Annotated in this window: 15 protein-coding genes and 2 pseudogenes; 8 read left to right on the top strand and 9 right to left on the bottom strand. The window is 66.9% G+C overall.

From position 1 onward, the window contains the following. Positions 1-59 precede the first annotated feature (59 nt). Both MSG_RS20445 and MSG_RS20440 read left to right on the top strand, forming a co-directional pair. Positions 60-2348, top strand: a pseudogene (locus tag MSG_RS20445) (ATP-dependent DNA ligase). Further along, positions 2345-4288 (top strand): fumarylacetoacetate hydrolase family protein, encoded by a 1944-nt coding sequence (locus MSG_RS20440; protein WP_096442470.1) that lies wholly within the window; start codon positions 2345-2347, stop codon positions 4286-4288. The pseudogene MSG_RS20445 and the gene MSG_RS20440 overlap by 4 nt, the downstream one beginning before the upstream one ends. A 13-nt stretch (positions 4289-4301) precedes the next feature. Here the strand turns inward: MSG_RS20440 and MSG_RS20435 are convergent, their stop codons facing one another. Next, entirely contained in the window at positions 4302-5222 is a 921-nt protein-coding gene (locus MSG_RS20435) for an SAM-dependent methyltransferase (RefSeq protein WP_096442468.1), read from the bottom strand. Positions 5223-5304: 82 nt separating this feature from the next. On the opposite strand from MSG_RS20435, the gene MSG_RS20430 reads away from it, so the two are divergent. Continuing rightward, the gene (locus MSG_RS20430) at positions 5305-6105 is read left to right on the top strand and encodes an enoyl-CoA hydratase/isomerase family protein (protein ID WP_181159255.1); all 801 of its coding nucleotides are present in this window, start codon (positions 5305-5307) and stop codon (positions 6103-6105) included. A gap of 60 nt (positions 6106-6165) precedes the next feature. On the opposite strand, the gene MSG_RS20425 is transcribed toward MSG_RS20430, so the two are convergent. The 4 genes from MSG_RS20425 to MSG_RS20410 form a co-directional block, all read right to left on the bottom strand. Then, on the bottom strand, positions 6166-7032 hold the full coding sequence (locus MSG_RS20425) for an LLM class flavin-dependent oxidoreductase (protein ID WP_096442464.1): 867 nt from the start codon (positions 7030-7032) through the stop codon (positions 6166-6168). 96 nt (positions 7033-7128) lie between these two features. After that, positions 7129-7920, bottom strand: a complete 792-nt coding sequence (locus MSG_RS20420; RefSeq protein WP_096442462.1) for an STAS domain-containing protein — start codon at positions 7918-7920, stop codon at positions 7129-7131. Between the two features lie 380 nt (positions 7921-8300). Beyond that, a complete protein-coding gene (locus MSG_RS20415) occupies positions 8301-9527 on the bottom strand; it encodes a DUF4873 domain-containing protein (protein ID WP_232011093.1) in 1227 nt (408 codons plus the stop codon). Then, the gene (locus MSG_RS20410) at positions 9524-10429 is read right to left on the bottom strand and encodes an AurF N-oxygenase family protein (RefSeq protein WP_096442458.1); all 906 of its coding nucleotides are present in this window, start codon (positions 10427-10429) and stop codon (positions 9524-9526) included. The genes MSG_RS20415 and MSG_RS20410 overlap by 4 nt, the downstream gene beginning before the upstream one ends. A 124-nt stretch (positions 10430-10553) precedes the next feature. Between MSG_RS20410 and cobF the strand changes: the two genes are divergently transcribed. From cobF to MSG_RS20395, 4 genes and pseudogenes are all read left to right on the top strand, one after another. Further along, positions 10554-11294: a precorrin-6A synthase (deacetylating) gene (cobF, locus tag MSG_RS20405; protein ID WP_096444700.1), complete on the top strand. Its 741-nt coding sequence runs from the start codon at positions 10554-10556 to the stop codon at positions 11292-11294. 21 nt (positions 11295-11315) lie between these two features. Next, positions 11316-11558 (top strand): annotated as a pseudogene (locus MSG_RS25725) (DNA-formamidopyrimidine glycosylase family protein); the annotation flags it as partial. A 153-nt stretch (positions 11559-11711) separates the two neighbouring features. After that, a complete protein-coding gene (locus tag MSG_RS25720) occupies positions 11712-12179 on the top strand; it encodes a zinc finger domain-containing protein (protein WP_232011314.1) in 468 nt (155 codons plus the stop codon). 105 nt (positions 12180-12284) lie between these two features. Further along, entirely contained in the window at positions 12285-13034 is a 750-nt protein-coding gene (locus MSG_RS20395; protein ID WP_096442454.1) for an SDR family oxidoreductase, read from the top strand. 94 nt (positions 13035-13128) lie between these two features. Here MSG_RS20395 and MSG_RS20390 read toward each other — a convergent pair whose 3' ends face one another. Then, on the bottom strand, positions 13129-13509 hold the full coding sequence (locus MSG_RS20390) for a hypothetical protein (RefSeq protein WP_142404544.1): 381 nt from the start codon (positions 13507-13509) through the stop codon (positions 13129-13131). Positions 13510-13769: 260 nt separating this feature from the next. Continuing rightward, positions 13770-15089 carry an oxygenase MpaB family protein gene (locus tag MSG_RS20385; protein WP_096442450.1) on the bottom strand — a complete coding sequence of 440 codons (1320 nt, stop codon included), beginning with the start codon at positions 15087-15089 and terminating at the stop codon, positions 13770-13772. Between the two features lie 95 nt (positions 15090-15184). Between MSG_RS20385 and MSG_RS20380 the strand changes: the two genes are divergently transcribed. Then, positions 15185-15766: a TetR/AcrR family transcriptional regulator gene (locus MSG_RS20380; RefSeq protein WP_170063200.1), complete on the top strand. Its 582-nt coding sequence runs from the start codon at positions 15185-15187 to the stop codon at positions 15764-15766. A gap of 1 nt (position 15767) precedes the next feature. On the opposite strand, the gene pgi is transcribed toward MSG_RS20380, so the two are convergent. Both pgi and MSG_RS20370 read right to left on the bottom strand, forming a co-directional pair. Beyond that, entirely contained in the window at positions 15768-17432 is a 1665-nt protein-coding gene (pgi, locus tag MSG_RS20375; protein WP_096442446.1) for a glucose-6-phosphate isomerase, read from the bottom strand. A gap of 195 nt (positions 17433-17627) precedes the next feature. After that, positions 17628-17945, bottom strand: coding sequence for a chorismate mutase (locus MSG_RS20370; RefSeq protein ID WP_096442445.1), 318 nt, complete (start codon positions 17943-17945; stop codon positions 17628-17630). Positions 17946-18126: the final 181 nt, after the last annotated feature.

Below are 18126 nucleotides of genomic sequence, written 5' to 3'. Positions count from 1 at the left end.
CGACCGGTTATTGCGTGGTCAGAGCGATTTGGTGGATCCAGACGCGTAGGTTGACATCCATGGCGCCCCGGGTGAGGCTGACGAACCCCGAGAAGGTGCTTTACCCTGTAACCGGCACCACTAAGTCCGACGTCTTCGACTACTACACCAGTATTGCGGAGGCGATGCTGCCGCACATCGCCGGACGTCCGGCCACCCGTAAGCGTTGGCCGAATGGCGTTGAGCAGCCGTCGTTTTTCGAAAAGCAGCTGGCCTCATCGGCTCCGGACTGGTTGCCGCGGGCCAGTGTTGCCCACCGCCGCTCCGGGACGACGACATATCCGATCATCGACAGCGTCGACGGGTTGGCGTGGATCGCGCAACAGGCGGCGCTGGAAGTGCACGTACCGCAATGGCGATTCGTTGCCGAGTGGACGCGAAGCAACGCCGAAGAACTCAAGCCCGGTCCGGCCACTCGATTGGTGTTCGACCTGGACCCCGGGGAGGGCGTGACGATGGCGCAACTGGCCACGGTGGCCCGCGCCGTGCGCGACCTGATCGCCGACATCGGGCTGGCCACCTTCCCGCTCACCAGCGGAAGCAAAGGGCTGCATCTTTACACGCCGCTGGACGAGCCGGTGAGCAGCCGCGGTGCCTCGGTGCTGGCCAAACGTGTTGCCCAGCAACTGGAAAAGACCATGCCCAAGCTGGTCACGTCGACCATGACGAAGAGTCTGCGGGACGGCAAGATCTTCCTGGACTGGAGCCAGAACAACGGCTCGAAGACCACCATCGCACCGTACTCGTTGCGGGGCCGCGAATACCCCACGGTCGCGGCCCCGCGCACCTGGGAGGAGCTCGACGACCCCGGCTTGACTCAGCTGCGCTACGACGAGGTGCTGGCCCGGGTGGCGCGCGACGGCGATCTACTGGCGCCGCTGGACGCCTTGAATGATCAAACGGCCGTCCCGGATCGGCTGACCAAGTACCGCAGCATGCGCGACGCTTCGAAGACGCCCGAGCCGGTACCTTCAACAAAGCCAGCGAAACCCGCTGCCGGCCATGGCAATACCTTCGTAATCCAGGAACACCATGCCCGCCGGCTGCACTACGACTTCCGGCTGGAACGCGACGGCGTGCTGGTGTCGTGGGCGGTCCCGAAGAATCTGCCCGGGACCACCTCGGTAAACCATCTCGCGGTGCACACCGAGGACCACCCGCTGGAATACGGCAGCTTCGAGGGCAACATCCCGAAAGGTGAGTACGGTGCAGGCAGGGTGGTCATCTGGGACGCCGGCACCTACGAGGCCGAGAAGTTCAATGACTCCGCCGAAAAAGGTGAAGTCATCGTCAACCTGCACGGTAGCCGAATCTCAGGGCGTTACGCGCTGATTCAAACCAACGGCGACCAGTGGCTGGCGCACCGGATGAAGGACCAGAAGGTTTTCCGGTTCGACGAGCTGTATCCCATGCTGGCGTCGGAAGGTTCGGTGATGCGACTCAAGGCAAGCCAGTGGGCATTCGAGGGCAAGTGAGACGGCTACCGGATGCTGGTCGACGCCGATCGCGGCACCGTGCGGCTGCGGTCGCGCAGCGGGCGCGACGTCACGCGTGATTATCCCCAATTGGGCTCGATCGCAGACGATCTCACCGACCATCACATGGTGCTCGATGGCGAGGTTGTCGCGCTCAACGCAGCCGGGGTGCCCAGCTTCAACGCGATGCAGAACCGCAACCGCGCCACCCGCGTCGAGTACTGGGCATTCGATCTGCTTTACCTGGACGGCCGGTCATTGCTTCGGGCCAAGTATCAAGACCGGCGCAAGCTGCTCGAAACCCTGGCCAGCAGCGCTAAATTGATCGTCCCCGACCTGCTGCCCGGCGATGGGGCGCAGGCGCTGGACTACTCCAGCGTGCGAGGCTGGGAAGGCGTGGTCGCCAAGCGGCGCGATTCCACCTACCAGCCGGGCCGGCGATCGGCGTCCTGGCTCAAGGACAAGCACTGGAGCACCCAGGAAATCGTCATCGGCGGCTGGAAGGCTGGGGAGGGCGGCCGCACCAGCGGGATCGGCTCCCTGCTCATGGGTATCCCCGGCGTCGGCGGCCTGCAATTCGCCGGTCGGGTCGGAACCGGCTTCACCGAGCGCGACCTGGCCCACCTGAAGAAGACGATGGCGCCGCTGCACACCGACCAGTCGCCGTTCGATCCGCCGCTTCCCAGGATCGAGGCCCGCGGCGTGACCTATGTCGAGCCGGTTCTCGTCGGCGAGGTGCGCTACAGCGAATGGACCCCGGATAACCGGCTGCGCCAATCGAGTTGGCGCGGGCTGAGGCCGGACAAGAAACCAAGTGAGGTGGTACGCGAATGAGATGGGTGACCTACCGCGATGCCGACGGGCCACGGACCGGTGTGCTTTCCGGCGACGAGATCCACGCTGTGGCACCGGGTGTGACGCTGCTGGACCTGGTCGGTCGCGGCGCCGACGGTCTGCGGCAGGCCGGCGAGGAGGCGCTGCGATCCGCCGCCACCGTGCCGGTGGGCGACGTGACTTTGATGGCGCCCATCCCGAACCCGCCGTCGATCCGCGACTTCCTGTGCTTCCTGGACCACATGCGCAACTGTCAGGCGGCCCTGGGCGGCGGTCGCGAGCTCGCCGACACCTGGTATCGCATCCCCGCTTTCTACTTCGCCTGCCCGGCAACGGTTCTCGGACCGTACGACGACGCCCCCATCGCACCCGGAAGTGCTTGGCAGGACTTCGAATTGGAGATCGCCGCGGTCATCGGGACCGGCGGAAAGGACCTGACCGTCGACGAGGCCGAGCGGGCCATCGTCGGCTACATGATCTTCAACGACTGGTCCGCGCGCGACCTGCAGCAGCTGGAGAGCCAACTGGGGATCGGGCAGGCCAAGGGCAAGGACAGCGGCGTCACCTTGGGGCCTTACCTGGTGACGCCCGACGAACTGGAACCCTACCGGCACCCAGCACGTCCCGGGACGCTGAGCCTGCCGGTGAGCGCCCTGGTCAACGACACCGAAATCGGTTCGGGCTCAACCGACCAGATGGACTGGAGCTTCGGCGAAGTAATCTCCTACGCCTCGCGCGGGGTGACGTTGCGCCCCGGCGACGTCGTCGGCTCGGGCACGGTGCCCACCTGCACGCTCGTCGAACACCTCAGCCTGACCGACCTGGAATCCTTCCCGGGCTGGCTGCACGACGGTGACGTCGTCACGCTACGGGTGCAGGGCCTCGGGGAGACGCGCCAGACCGTACGCGCCAGCGGGCCGCCGCATCCGTTGCCCGCCCGGCCCAACCCGGCGAAGGCGCCCGTGCCGGGGCGCGTTAACCGGGCCGCGGCCCGAGTCCCCTACACCCGCGGGCTGCACGAGGTCGCCGACAAGGTGTGGGCGTGGACGCTGCCCGACGGTGGCTACGGCTGGAGCAACGCCGGGCTGGTGTCCGGAGACGGCGCCTCGCTGCTCGTCGACACGTTGTTCGACCTGGCGCTGACCCGCGAAATGCTCAGCGCCATGCGGCCGTTCACCTCAACCGCGCCCATCACCGATGCGCTGATCACCCACTCCAACGGCGACCACACGCACGGCAACCAGCTGCTCGATGCCTCGGTGCGGATCATCGCGGCCAAGGACACCGCCGAGGAGATCGCGCACGGCATGCCGCCCGAGCTGCTGGCCATGACGCAGACCGGCGACCTCGGCCCTGTCGCGACGCCGTACGCGCGAGAACGGTTCGGGCCCTTCGATTTCAGCGGAATCGATGTGCGCAACGCCGACCACACCTTCGACCGCGACCTCACGATCGACGTCGGTGGCCGGCGCGTCGAGTTCTTCAACCTGGGTCCGGCCCACACCGCCGCGGACTCCGTCGTGCACGTGCCCGATGCCGGGGTGTTGTTCGGCGGCGACCTGCTCTTCATCGGCTGCACGCCGATCGTGTGGGCGGGCCCGATCGCCAACTGGGTCGCGGCCTGCGACGCGATGATCGCGCTGGACGCGCCGATCGTCGTGCCCGGCCACGGCCCGGTCACCGATCCGGACGGAATCCGTGCCGTCCGTGGTTATCTCGCGCACGTCGCCGAGCAGACCGAGGCCGCCTACCGCAAGGGCCTGTCCTGGGCCGAGGCCGCCGACACCATCGACCTCGGCGAGTACGCCGGCTGGCTGGACGCCGAACGCGTCGTCGTCAACGTCTACCAGCGTTACCGCGAACTCGACCCCGACACCCCGCAGCTGGAAGTCCTGGCGCTGCTGGTGATGCAGGCCGACTGGTTGGCCAAACGCAGCTGACGGCTGATCACAGTTACTTCAGCACCGCGGTGGCGAAGCCGATGGTGGCCGCCGGGATCTGCTGCTGCGCGGCCGCCTGCAATTCCGGCAGGCCCGCCGCGACGAAGAGGTCGGCGAGACGGAACCTGATGACGTCCCAGCCGCGGTCCTGCAGGTGCGCCGCGACGTCGGTGTGCTCACCGGGGTAGGCCAGATTAGCGACGTCCAAGTCCAGCCCGTGCCGGCGCCACAGCTCGGCCAGCCGCGCGGCCTGCTCCTGCGCGGCGGGCGTCGTTCCGGCGACCGATCCATAGTCGGCGGCGAACTGGCTGCCAGCGGTGCTGAGCCCAATCACGTTGTCCAGCAGTCGGACTTCGGCCTCCGGCGGCAGCCACCCGATCAGCACCCCCTCGGCCAACCATGCCGTCGGCGCCGCGGCGTTGAACCCGGCCGCGGTGAGCGCGGCGGGCCAGTCCTCGCGGAGGTCGATGCCCACGGGGCGGTATTCGGCCGTGGGCGTCGCCCCGAGTTTCGACAGCGTCGACGTCTTGAACTCGATCACCTCCGGCTGGTCGATCTCGTAGACCGTCGTGCCCGCCGGCCAGGACAGCCGGTAGGCGCGGCTGTCCAGTCCCGAGGCGACGATGACCACCTGCCGCACGCCCGCGGCGGTGGCTTGCGCGAAGTAGTCGTCGTAAAACCGGGCGCGGGCGGCGAACGTGTCGGTCATCCGTGGGAAGCCCGCCCCGTCGTCCTCGGCGTCGAAGTCGAGTTCACCGGCGGCGAGCCGGTTGAACACGTCGATCCCGACCGCGCGCACCAGCGGCTCGGCGAACGGGTCGCTGATGACCGGCTGCGGACGCCGGGTGGCGGCGGCGCGTGCCGCGGCGACCATCGTGGCGGTCGCTCCCACGCTGCTGGCCGCATCCCAGGTGTCGCCCTCGCTTCGTGCCATGCTTTCTCCTTCGTCTCGAGTCGAATCCACGGTATGCCCCGTCGGCAAATTCACGTCGCCTACGGTTCGGAGTATGCCTGCAGTGGAACTGGAAACCCTCGAAGACAACATCGCTTGTATCACCCTGAACCGGCCACAACGCCTGAACGCCATCGACGGGTCGCTGATCGACGGCATGGAGAATGCCGCCGCCGCCCTCGGCACGGGTGCCTTCCGGGTCGCGATCCTGACCGGGGCCGGGCGCGGATTCTGCGCCGGCGCCGACCTGAGCGGCACCGGCGAAGCCTGGACCGAGCCCGCAAGCCCGTCGACCCCGGCCTTCAAGGTCAACTACGATGCCCAGGTCCGGCTGGCCAACCTGTTCACCCGCATCTACGAGCTCGACATCCCGGTGATCGCCGCCGTGAATGGCGTCGCCGTCGGCGGCGGGCTGGCGTTCACGCTGGTCAGTGACATCCGGGTCGCCTCCGAGCACGTCCGGTTCGGTTCGGCCTTCATCAAAGCCGGCTTTTCGTCGATGGACATGGGCACCAGCTACCTGCTGCCCAAGATCGTCGGCGCCGGAGTGGCACGCGAACTGATGTTGACCGGTCGCATCATCGATGCCGAGGAGGCTCACCGCATCAAGCTGGTGCACGAGGTGGTGCCGGCCGACCAGTTGCTGCCCGCCGCGCTGCGCAAAGCCCGCGAGATCGCCGAGAACAACGCATACGGCGTGTGGCAGACCAAGATTGGTCTGAACGCGGCGCTGGACGCGCCCAGTCTGCGGCACGCCATCGAGATCGAGAATCGCACCCAGATCCTGAGCGGCTTCACAAACAACCCGGTCGAAGCCGCCAAGGCGCACATGGAAAAGCGTGCGCCGCAATGGGATCCGCTGTGACGCGCTGCACCCGATGGCCGCGGTCCGCAGCACCCAGCTTCGGCCATGCGGCGACCCGCGCTAAACCTTCGCGATCACGTTCTCGGCGAACACCTCCAGGTTGCGGATCTTGTCGTCCAGCGGCTCGGTGTCGGTGCCCATGATGTAGGGGATGCGGAAGCCGACGATGACGTCGGTGACGCCCTTGTCCTCGAGTCGCTTTACGCCGTCCACGGTGAAACCGTCAACCGAGATGACGTGGATCTCGAACGGTCCGGTCTTGCCCGCCTCTTCGCGGTACTGCTTGAGTTTCGCGATCAGTCGGTCGAGTTCCTCCGGATCGCCGCCGCCGTGCATCCAGCCGTCCAGTCGAGCGGCGCGCTTGAGTGCCGCGTCGGCGTGGCCGCCGATCAGGATCGGGATCGGCTTGGTGGGCGCGGGCGTCATTTTGGTCTTGGGGATGTCGTAGAACTCGCCGTGGAATTCGAAGTACTCACCACTGGTCAGGCCCTGGATGATCTCGATACATTCGTCCATCCGCTTGCCGCGCTTGGCGAACGGGACGCCCAGCAGCTCGTAGTCCTCGGGCCACGGGCTGGTGCCGACACCGAAACCGACCCGGTTGTCGGTCAACGCGGCCAGCGAGCCGATCTGCTTGGCCACCAGGGCCGGCGGCCGGATGGGCAGTTTCAGGACAAAGAAGTTGAAGTGCAGCTTCGTCGTGACCGCGCCCAATGCCGATGTCAGCACGAAGGTTTCGATGAACTGCTTGCCGTCCAGGAACTCCCGGTTGCCGTCGGGCGTGTACGGGTACTTCGAGTCGGATTCGAAGGGGTAGGCGATGCTGTCGGCAATCGTCATGGCGTGGTAGCCGGCGGCCTCGGCCGCCTTGGCCAGCGGGACGTAGAAACGGAAGTCCGTCATTGCCTCTGCGTAGGTGAACCGCACGTCATCTGCCTTCCTTGGGAGGACCGTTACCCGACACTAGAACGTGTTCTAGTTTGCCTCACGGCGGGGTCCCGCAGAGCGGGAGCGCGGTGGGGACTAGAGCTGGTTCTCGGGGCCGATGACCGCCCACACCGTCTTGCCCGACGAGGTGGGAGTGCTGCCCCACGCGCGGGACAGCGCGTCGACGATCGCCAGGCCGGAGACGTCGATGCCCTGCGCCGGCGACGGGAGCTGCTGGGCCGGGGCGGTGCTCTCGTCGGACACCGCGATGGTCGCGGTCGCGCCGTCGGTCTCGATCCGCATCGCCGGGATGCTTCCCGTGTGCTCCAGCACGTTCTCGACGAAGACGTTGACCACCACCAGTGCGACCGGAATGAAGGTGGGCCGCGACCACTCGGTGAGCCACTCGCGCACCAGTCGGCGCGACTCGCGCAGACTGGTCAGGTTTGCGGGCAGTTGCGCGTCGGCGCGCTGCAGGGTGCGACGGCTGAGCTTCTCGAGCGCCTTGCGCGCGCTTTTCTCGGTCGCATAGACCGGCATGAAGCGGGTGACTTCGGCACGGGTTAGGGCGTCGCGGGTGGCGCGCTGACCGCACACCAGCACGATCGGCGCGGTGGCCTGAATGCCGAGCTGAAAGTAGGCGCTGATGAAGGCGGACAACGCGGATTGCGCGGGCACCCGCAGCCCGGTGACGTCGATGATGACGGCGGACGGCTGATCGAGGGCGGCTCTACGGATGCTGTCGCGCAGCGCCGCGGAATTGCTGGCGTCGAGCACACCCCCGACGGTCAGGATCGCGACCGACTCATCGGTCCGGGTTTCGACGGCTAGTGAGCCCGGCGACTCAGCTAGCGCACTCACCGCAGGCGGTCCTTTCCGTTCTGGCATCTATCCTCGCTGCTCGCGGCGCTCGACCCGCTGGTAGGTGGCTACCTGTGTCCTCTGTGCCGTGGTGGGGCATCCCGCATCCTAACGTGGTCGAAACGCGGCGGTACGTCACGATTCCGCAAGGAATCGCACAGTGCGTTGTCACGCCATCGACCAGGGGCCGCCGAGGGCGCGCGGTACCCGCTCCGACATTGCGCCTGCGTGACCGCTGCCACCCCGACCATGCTGTTCTCATCTATCGTGTCGTGTGCGCCAGCACGCGACGATCTCCTCACACGTGTGGCCACTTCCAATATTGATTGAAATCAGCCTAGTGAGACTACCCCATTTAACGGGTGTCACGCCCTTTGCAGGATAAGCCGCGCAGTGCGTCGTTTGGCTCAGTGTTCGCTCATTGCGTAGGGCGGGGCCCCCACCCCGGCGATCGAGTGGGTACCCCACGGCGTTTGCTCGACGATGCGCGCGGGCGCCGTGCGCTCACCCACTGTCAGCGTGGCCGTGCGCGCCTGCTGGAGCACCTCACCCGGCAACGGATGGGCTGGTGAGCTAAAAGCCATTCCCTGCCAGTGGTAACGGCCGTCGATCGGGTCCAGGCGGCCACTGAGCCGGACGCGTACCGGGTGCACTGTGCCGGCGATCGTCAGCGTCGCCTCGCCATCGTAGGTTTGCCTACCCGCGGTGACGGCAGGCGAGAACTCGAAGGCCGAGTCCACCCGGAATGGCGGGGCCGGAGTGAGGTGAGCGCGCTCGTTGAACACCTGCTGACTGCTGCGCCGCACCTCGATGCGGGTGGCGCCGCTGGCATTCAGCAGCCCGACACAGCGGGCGACATAACGAGCCTGGGCGGCGCGGTCGGGTCCGGTGACCCAGAAGTAGTTCGGGAAGCCGTGCGCGGCGACTCCGAGGAACGGCTCGACGCCGTCGTCCCAGGCCTCCCCGATCGTCACTCCCGCGGTGCCGACCAGAGCCGCGCCGGCGATCTCATCCGGGACGGTGAATCCGGTCCCGTAGATGATGGCGTCGGCGCGGTGCTCGGCGCCGTCGGCGGTGCGCACGCCCGAGGCGGTGATCGCGGTGATCGCCGATCGCACCCGTGCGGGTGCCTGGTCGGGCTGGTTTCGCCGGGTGTGGCGGGCCAGCCAGCGCTTGACGCGCGTTGTCGGCAAGTGCAGTTCGGTGATGAGCCGGCGCGGTGCATGCGCGAAGACGGTGACGGAGGCAGCCGAAGCGGTCAACTGCTCGAGGTAGTGGCCCGCGGTCGAGTCCGTGCCGATGACCGCGACGTGCTTGCCGGCCGGATCGAAACCGGGGTCCCAATGGGCCGCGGGGAACGACGCTCCCCGGAATTCGCCGCGCCCGGCGAACTCGGGTATCCACGGCACCAGCAGGGCTCCGGATGCGTCGATGACCACGCGGGCCCGGACGGTCTCGGTGCCGGTCTGCACCTCCCAGCGGAGGGTGTCGTCGTCGAATACCGCGTGCGACGCGCCGTCGACCGCTAGGACGTCGGTGATTTCCGCCGCCCGCAACTCGGCCAACGCGGACTGGGCCGCGCTGCCCGCGCCGATGACGACGACGTCGCGCGGGCAGATCGATGTCTGCGTCACAGAAACTTGGAGCGCTTCCAACCGCGGCGGGCGATCGGGCCGAGCAAACCCACCTCGCTCAAAAACGCTGCGAGCGGGGCGAATCCGGCCTTTTGCATCTCGTAGCGATGGGGGCTGTTGCGTGCAGTCGCCCGCGCCCGCTTCGGATCCAGACCCGTTCGCGCGTACGGAATCGGATTGCTGAACAGATAGCGGAAGAAGTAGCCGCCCAGCCCGTTGATGTTGGCCATGAACCAACGGTTGACGCGGGGCATTTCGGCGACCCGTTTGCGCGCCCCGTCGCGCGCGAACTGGATGTGGCGTGCCTCTTCGGTGACGTGAATCCGCATGAGCCGCTGGATGATTGGCTGCAACTCCGCATCGTCCATCATCTGCCGCTGCAGCGAGTCGAAGATCTCCTCGCCGATCAGGGCCGCCACCCACAGCATCGAGCCGCGCTGGAACGCCAGGGGAAGCGCATTGATGATGTAGCGGTGCAGCCGGCGTGGCTGGACGGGCTTGGCGCCGATGCGCTCGATGGCCTTGCCGAACATCACCATGTGCCGGGTTTCGTCGCCCAGCTCCGTCAGCTTGTAATGCGTCGACGAGCTGGTGGGATCCTCGTGCAGGATGGTCCGCAGCAGCGACTGGTTGAGCATGTTCTCGAACCAGATGCCGGCCGACAAGGTGTTGACCAGTTCCTGTCGCGAGAGCTCGATTTGTTGCTCGCGGGTCATCTCGTCCCACATCGCGGTGCCGTACAGCGAGACCAGCCGCGGCGGCAGATAGAACTTATCCGGGTCCAGTGGGGCGTCCCAGTCGATGTCCACGATGGGCTCGTAGGACTTCTTCACCGAGCCCTTGAGCAGCCGGTCGGAGAATTCCTCCCGGCTCGGCCCGCCCGGCTTCACCGCAGTAGTCATTGCTGGCTTCCCTTCGGTGGGGTGCTTCAGACGGTACCCATGGTACTGGGTACTTATGGTCCCGACTAGAGGTTCGGGGCGACGATTCGGCAATCTGATGGGCAACAGGGAGCAGGAGGCAGCGGTGAGTCGGCACATTCACGTCATCGGGATCGGCGCGGGCGACCCCGATTACGTGACGGTCCAGGCCATCGAGGCACTCAACGCCACCCAGGTGTTCTTCGCGATGGACAAAGGAGAACAGAAGAGCGACCTGGTGGAATTGCGGCGGCAAATCTGCGCGCGGTTCATCCGCGAGCCCGGCTACCGGTTCGTCGAACTTCCCGACCCGAAACGGTCGCCCGCTGGTGACTACCGCGATGCGGTCGCCGACTGGCATGCCGCGCGCACCCGGATCTGGGCCACCGCGATCGCTGCCGATCTGGGTCCCGACGGCGTGGGGGCCTTTCTGGCCTGGGGCGATCCGTCGCTGTACGACAGCACGCTGCGGATCCTCGACGCGGTTGCGGCCGAGGTCGACTTCACCTTCGACGTCATCCCGGGCATCACCGCGATCCAGGCGTTGACGGCGCGACACCGCATCCCGCTCAACGACGTCGGCGAACCCGTGCTGATCACCACCGGCCGGCAGCTGCGCTCCCACGGCTTGTCCGGTTCGGCGGTGGTGATGCTCGACGCCGACTGCTCGTTCGCGGCCTGCCCCCCGGACACCCGGATCTGGTGGGGCGCCTACCTGGGGACTGCGGACGAGTTGCTGGTGGCCGGCACCGTCGGCGGGGTGGGTGAGCGCATCGCCGCGCTGCGGTCGCAGGCCCGCGCCCGGCACGGCTGGATCATGGATACCTATTTATTGCGGGCTGTCTGAGCTCATCGGCAGACTGGACGAGTGCCCGAACTACCCGAGATCGAAGCACTGGTCGATCATCTGCGACGCCGCGCCCTCGGTTTGCCGATCGGCCGCGTCGACGTCGCCGCCCTGTCGGTGCTCAAAACGTTCGACCCGCCGATCAGCGCGCTGAGCGGCCTGACCGTTTCGGGTGCCAACCGGTGGGGCAAGTATCTGGGACTGCAGGCCGGGCAGTGGCTGCTGATTGCCCACCTGTCGCGCGCCGGCTGGTTGCGCTGGTCGGACAAGCTGGCCGCGGCCCCGCTGCGGCCGGGTAAGGGGCCCATCGCGCTGCGCGTGCACCTGGGGACTCCGGGCAGCGCGCCGGGCTTTGACCTGACCGAGGCCGGGACGCAGAAGCGGCTGGCGGTGTGGCTGGTCGACGACCCGGACAAGGTGCCGGGCATCGCCGCGCTCGGCCCGGATGCGCTCGATGTGACCGTCGACGACCTCGCCGCGGTGCTGGCGGGCAACAGCGGCCGGATCAAGAACGTCATCACCGACCAGAAGGTGATCGCGGGCATCGGCAACGCCTACAGCGACGAGATCCTGCACGTCGCCCGGCTTTCGCCGTTCGCGACGGCCGGGAAGCTGACCAGCGACCAGCTCACCACGCTGCACGAGGCGATGATGTCCGTGCTGACCGATGCGGTGAACCGGTCGGTCGGCCAGGGCGCCGCGACGCTGAAAGGCGAGAAGCGCTCCGGGCTGCGGGTGCACGCCCGCACGGGGTTGCCGTGCCCGGTGTGCGGGGACACCGTCCGGGAAGTCTCGTTCGCGGACAAGTCATTTCAGTACTGCCCGACCTGTCAGACGGGCGGCAAGACACTCGCCGACCGGCGCATGTCCCGGCTGCTCAAATAGTCGGTCGAACGTCGAGTCGGTGCGTTAGCTCCCCCGTCTACTCCGCGTGGGGCAGATGTCCCGGCCGACCGGACGAGACTTGAGACCTGTCGATATGCTGCCCGGATGACTCGCCAGCAGATCCTCATCACCGGCGCAAGCTCAGGCCTGGGGGCCGGGATGGCGCGGGAGTTCGCCGCCAAGGGACGCGACCTGGCGCTGTGTGCCCGGCGGACCGACCGGCTCGACGAGTTGAAAGCCGAACTGGCGCAACGGTATCCGGATGTAAAGGTCGCGGTCGCCGCGCTGGACGTGAACGACCACGAGCAGGTGCAAAAGGTGTTCGCCGAGCTTGGCGACGCACTCGGCGGCATCGACCGCGTCATCGTCAACGCCGGCATCGGCAAGGGCGCCAAGCTGGGCTCCGGCAAGCTGTGGGCCAACAAGGCGACCATCGAGACCAACCTGGTGTCTGCGCTGGTGCAGATCGAGACCGCGTTGGAGATGTTCCACAAGAGCGGAGCCGGGCACCTGGTGCTGATCTCGTCGGTGCTCGGCAACACCGGGGTCCCCGGCGTCAAGGCCGCCTACTGCGCGAGCAAGGCGGGGTTGACGTCGCTCGGCGAGTCGTTGCGCGCCGAGTACGTCAAGGGCCCGATCAAGATCACGGTGATCGAGCCGGGCTACATCGAGTCTGAGATGACTGCGAAGTCGGCGAGCACAATGCTGATGGTGGACAACGAAACTGGCGTCAAGGCGCTGGTCGGTGCCATCGAGCGTGAGCCTGGCCGGGCCGTGGTGCCGCGGTGGCCGTGGGCTCCGCTGGTGCAGCTGATGCGGGTGCTGCCGCCGTCGCTGACCAAACCCTTCGCCTGACGCGCGCCGTGGGTGAACCGGGCGACGGCTCCGCGGCGTCAGGTACACAGTCGCCGTCCGAGAAACCGGTCACGAGTCGACTCGGCGCCGCCCGTTAGGCATCCTGGCTGTTTACCTCGTCCTCAGGTGTCGAGAAGATTCGTAGCGGAACTTCGTCGCTGTCGCGCGTTGTCCCTGCGATCAAGTGGCGGGTCGCGGTGACGGCGGGGGCAGGAAGTCGCGGCGGTAGGTGTCCCAGTCGGTCAGCGAGCAATAGATAGTCGAAGATGTGTCGAGCCAGAAACGATATGTCGGAGTTATTGAGTTGGTTTGCCTTGATCAGCGGGTGGACAAACTCGAATGCCCGAAAATAGCCTTCGCTTTCGATGTCGTTTACCAGGCTGACCACATCTGGCGCGACGAACTCCGAAAGTTCGAGAATCTCTCGATTAACACGGCGAGCGCGGTCCATATGGTAATGGATCACATCCAGCACCGGGGGCCCCGTACAGCAGGGGTGTCCCGTGAAATGAGCTTTTTAGTAGGCGTTTCCGGACTTATCTTGCGACAGGTCTCCTGGACGTTGGCCAACGTATTTACTCGATGGCTGTCGAAGCCGGCCGCTTGGTGGTAGCCCGCAGCACTCTGCTACCCGGGGGCAATCCAAGGCCGCGAGCCTGACGTCTCGGTGGCAAATCGCGGAGCTGCGCAGGCCGGGCGACCTTTCCGGTCCGAACACCAGCCTGCTCGCGGACCTCAGTGCGGGACTGGCGTGTAATGCCTTGCATCCGTGGTGAATTCGGGTTTGCCATAAGTTGCCAGGCGGACCTTGAGCAGCCTGATGACGTAGGCGTCGGTAATGTCTTGCAGCACGGGGATGCGGCTGGCGCGGCTCACGACGTCGAACCGTCCGAGGATGAGCGGTGCGGTCAGGGCGATGCGCACCAGATCCGTCGGCCCGAGTGAGACGCCCATGGCCTCGGCGACGTCGCCGTTGCCGCCGCAGAAGGTGCGCACGAAGGTGAACTTGCTGAAGCTCTTCTCGACCGCGTCGGCGCAGCGCTCGAACAGCGAGGTGCCGGGGCGCAGATAGGCCGCCATCGTGCCGCGCACTAGCTCCTGGCAGATGCTGTCGAAGCCGTGGCGCAGCAACGCCGACCGCGCGTGCATGACGTGAATGATGTCGGCGGGTTCGGCGGGCAACAGTTCCTCGGGCAGGCCCAGCAGAAAGCAGCGGTAGCGGGCGAATTCGACGACTGCGCGCTCTTCGGCGGTGAACTGCGTCCGGCCCTCCTGACGAGCCTTGCGGGCCAACAGGTACTGACCGATCATCCCGGCAGGCATCTGGTCGACCTGCGGCACCGGCATGCCGTAGATGGCTGTGTCCCATTTACCGGATTTCTTCAGGGCGTTGTAGCGGACCATCGAGTGCATCAGCCGGACCATCGCGGCGGCCTCGAACCCGGGGCCGTAGCGGTCCAGCGCGCCCGGCAGCGTGGTGACGGCGAAGAAGCTGGCCGTCTCGTTGACCCGCCGGGCGGCCCGCTTGCCCGAGAGTGCGCCGGTCAGGGCCATCGGCAGCGCGGCGTAGCTGTTGGTGAACGTGGCGATGAACGCCCCACGGGTGATGAAGGGGGCCAGCAGCGCCGCGGGAATGCGCTCCTGTCGAGCGCCCTCGCGCACCAGGTCGAAGTCGATCCATTCCGGGGTGTCCTCCATGGCGGCGATGAAGGAGGCGAGTTCGGGAGGCGCGTCGGGCACCGCGTCGATGCCCTTGCGACAAGCCGTCTTGAGCATGTCGATCAGCTGGGTGAGGCTGTGCGTATTCATCAGGGCCGCATAGGGATCCGCGACAACGTCGCCGAGCAGGGTGGCCGTGCTGATCAATTCCATCACCCGGTCGTCCGCCAGGATCGGGGCGCGGTCGCCGGCCCAGGGAGGCAGGGCGGTCTCGACGTTGGGCTCGGTGGCCAGGCGATCCGGTCGCTGGTCGAAGTCGAAGTCCCCGTAGAGGTCGGGCTGCAAATCGCGCTGGCTTCGGACGCGCTGCGCGAGTTCGGGGTAGTACGCGACCATCACAACCTCCGGCTAACTGACGCTTCGTGAGTAATACTCACAAGCTGTTAGTTATGCTGTCAAGCGTGACCACGGTGGACAGCCACAGGCGGCGCATGACCGCCGAGGGGCGGCGTGAGCAGATCCTGGACGTCACGCACGCGATCGTCGACGCCGAGGGTTTCCACGCGGCCACCCCGAACCGCATCGCGCGGCAGGCGGGCATCAACCGCTCCCTGATCTATCAGCTGTTCGGCGACCCGGCGGGCCTGTTCGTCGCGCTGATCGACCGGGAGGCGGCGCGGGCCGGCGCGCAGTTCGCCGACGCGATCTCCGGCTTGGATGCCCGATCCAACGAAGCCGCCGACCAGACCCTCGCGGTCGCGTTCGACGGCGTGTTGGCCGCCGTCGACGCCCATCCGGCGACCTGGCGGCTGTTCCTGTTCCCGCCCCAGGGCGCCCCGCCGGAGTTGTATGCCCGGCTCGCCCAATCCCAGGCTGTCGTGCTGGCCTTCTTCGTCCGTGAACTGCTGCGTCACGATCCCGAGCTGCACGAGCCGGAATACACGGCCCGGGTCCTGCACGCCGCCGGCCGCGAGCTACTGCAGCTGCATCTCAGCAATCCGCAGACCGCGACGCAGGAACGCCTGCGCGCCTTCGTCCGCGGGCTCGGGTCCGGATTGGCGCTGCGCAGCTAACTCAACTCACCCGTCCGCGCCCGGTGCGATAGCGACGCACCAGCGCATCGGTCGAGCTGTCGGACTGCGCCGGCGGGGACTCGTCGCCGGTGATCACCGGGAGCAGCGCCTTGGCCTGCGTCTTGCCCAGCTCCACGCCCCACTGGTCGAACGAGTCGATGCCCCAGATGACGCCCTCGGTGAAGACCTGATGTTCGTAGAGCGCGATCAGCTGGCCGACCACCGACGGGGTGAGCCGGTTGGCCAGGATCGACGTCGAGGGGCGGTTGCCGGGCATCACCTTGTGCGGCACCACGTCCGCCGGGGTGCCCTCGGCGGCGATTTCTTCCGCCGTCTTCCCGAAGGCCAGCACCTGGGTCTGGGCGAAGAAGTTGCTCATCAGCAAGTCGTGCATGCTGCCGGTGCCGTCGGCGGTCGGCAGGTCGTCGGTGGGCTGGCTGAAGCCGATGAAGTCGGCCGGTATCAGCCGAGTGCCCTGATGGATCAACTGGTAGAAGGCGTGTTGACCGTTGGTTCCCGGTTCGCCCCAATAGATTTCACCGGTGTCGGTGGTGACGGGTGTGCCGTCGGCGTGCGTCGACTTGCCGTTGGATTCCATGGTCAGCTGCTGCAGGTACGCCGCGAAGCGGGCCAGGTCGTTGGAATACGGGAGTACGACCCGGGATTGGGCGTTCAGGAAGTTGGAGTACCACAGCCCGATCAAGCCGAGCAGGGCCGGCGCATTGGCCTCCAGCGGGGCGGTCTTGAAGTGTTCGTCGACGAGGTGGAACCCGGACAGGAAGTCTGCGAAGGCCTCCCGGCCGATGACCGCCATCACCGACAGGCCGATCGCCGAGTCGACCGAGTAGCGGCCGCCGACCCAGTCCCAGAAGCCGAACATGTTGTCGGTGTTGATGCCGAACTCGTCGACCAGGCGCTTGTTGGTCGAGACCGCGACGAAGTGCTTGGACACTGCGGCGTCGCCGAGCGCCTCGGTCAGCCAGCGGCGGGCCGCGGTCGCGTTCGTCAGCGTCTCCAGGGTGGAGAACGTCTTCGAGGCGACGATGAAAAGTGTTGAAGCAGGGTCTAAGCCGGCCAGCTTGGCGACCAGGTCGGCGGGGTCGACGTTGGAGACGAAGCGCGCCGAGATGCCCGCATCGGCGTAGTGGCGCAGCGCCTGGTAGACCATCGCCGGTCCCAGGTCCGAACCGCCGATGCCGATGTTGACGACGGTCTTGATGCGTTCGCCGGTGGCACCGGTCCATTCGCCGTTGCGGAGCCGGTCGGTGAAGTCGCCCATCGCGTCCAGCACCTGGTGCACATCGGCCACGACGTTTTGGCCGTCGACGGTCAACTCGGCGTCGCGGGGCAGGCGCAGCGCGGTGTGCAGCACGGCGCGGTCCTCGGAGGTGTTGATGTGCGCGCCGGAGAACATCTGGTCGCGGCGCTCTTCGAGGTGGGCCGCCCGCGCCAGCTCGATCAGCAGGCGCAGCGTCTCGCGCGTGACGCGGTGCTTGCTGTAGTCGATGTAGAGATCGCCGACCTCGAGGGTCAGTTCGCGCCCGCGATCCGGGTCGTCGTCGAAGAACTGGCGAAGGTGGACGGCACCGATCTGCTCGTGATGCTTGCGCAGGGCGTCCCACGCCGGGGTCGCGGTGATGTCGGGGATGGTGTGCACTGCGGTCATTGGCGCGGCTCCTCCTCATCGCTTGGTCCTCCTCGCCGCTGCGCGGCCGGGGGTGCCCCACTGCATCGTCGCCGACGCGGGTCATGGTTCGACCCTAGTGCGGTTCCGCGGGAACCAGCCAGCGCTGGCGCGCGGGGTGAAACGCACCCAACAGCACGCTATTCGCCGGCGAAAACCTTCTGATGGCGCGGAGATTTAATGGCCGAGCCGGCCCCTGCCCAATCGCAACAACAGCATGGCCAGGTCCTTGCCCTCGGGGCCGAGCTCGCTGTAGCGCTCGATGACCTGCATCTCCCGGCTGTGCACCAACCGGGTGCCGCCGGTGGCCATTCGGGCTTTGCCGATCGCCTGGGACACTTCCGCACGCCGTTTCACCGCGGCAAGGATCTCGGCGTCCAGCCGATCGATTTCTTTGCGCAGGTTGTCGATGTTCGCTGGTTGTTCGGTATCGATCATTTCGATGTTCATTTCCGCTGACTCCGCGTTCTCATCATGTGGGGGTTCTGGTCTCATCCGTTATCGAGCCTCACAAAAAGAGACGAGCCCCGAATCCGGAAGCGGACCACGGGGCTCTGCGCGAGCAGTCAGACCACGGGCACCGCTAGGGGATACCCATAGGAAAATCGGATTATCCATTCCCCGGACCACTCGTGGTCCGGGGACTGCCGACCGGGCTGCAGGCTGAGCACCGATC

Origin of the sequence: Mycobacterium shigaense (assembly GCF_002356315.1) — a bacterium.
GTDB classification, from domain to species: Bacteria; Actinomycetota; Actinomycetes; order Mycobacteriales; family Mycobacteriaceae; genus Mycobacterium; species Mycobacterium shigaense.
Note: the sequence above shows the minus strand (reverse complement) of the source record. Positions and strands in the feature narration are given on the sequence as shown.

Excerpts from the sequence above, each read along its gene's own strand:
- MSG_RS20435 (WP_096442468.1), bottom strand. The coding sequence starts at position 5,222 with ATGGCACGAAGCGAGGGCGACACCTGGGATGCGGCCAGCAGCGTGGGA.
- MSG_RS20395 (WP_096442454.1), top strand. The coding sequence starts at position 12,285 with ATGACTCGCCAGCAGATCCTCATCACCGGCGCAAGCTCAGGCCTGGGG.
- MSG_RS20380 (WP_170063200.1), top strand. The coding sequence starts at position 15,185 with ATGACCGCCGAGGGGCGGCGTGAGCAGATCCTGGACGTCACGCACGCG.
- MSG_RS20420 (WP_096442462.1), bottom strand. The coding sequence starts at position 7,920 with ATGCCAGAACGGAAAGGACCGCCTGCGGTGAGTGCGCTAGCTGAGTCG.
- pgi (WP_096442446.1), bottom strand. The coding sequence starts at position 17,432 with ATGACCGCAGTGCACACCATCCCCGACATCACCGCGACCCCGGCGTGG.
- MSG_RS20370 (WP_096442445.1), bottom strand. The coding sequence starts at position 17,945 with ATGAGACCAGAACCCCCACATGATGAGAACGCGGAGTCAGCGGAAATG.
- MSG_RS20410 (WP_096442458.1), bottom strand. The coding sequence starts at position 10,429 with ATGACTACTGCGGTGAAGCCGGGCGGGCCGAGCCGGGAGGAATTCTCC.
- MSG_RS20385 (WP_096442450.1), bottom strand. The coding sequence starts at position 15,089 with ATGGTCGCGTACTACCCCGAACTCGCGCAGCGCGTCCGAAGCCAGCGC.
- MSG_RS20440 (WP_096442470.1), top strand. The coding sequence starts at position 2,345 with ATGAGATGGGTGACCTACCGCGATGCCGACGGGCCACGGACCGGTGTG.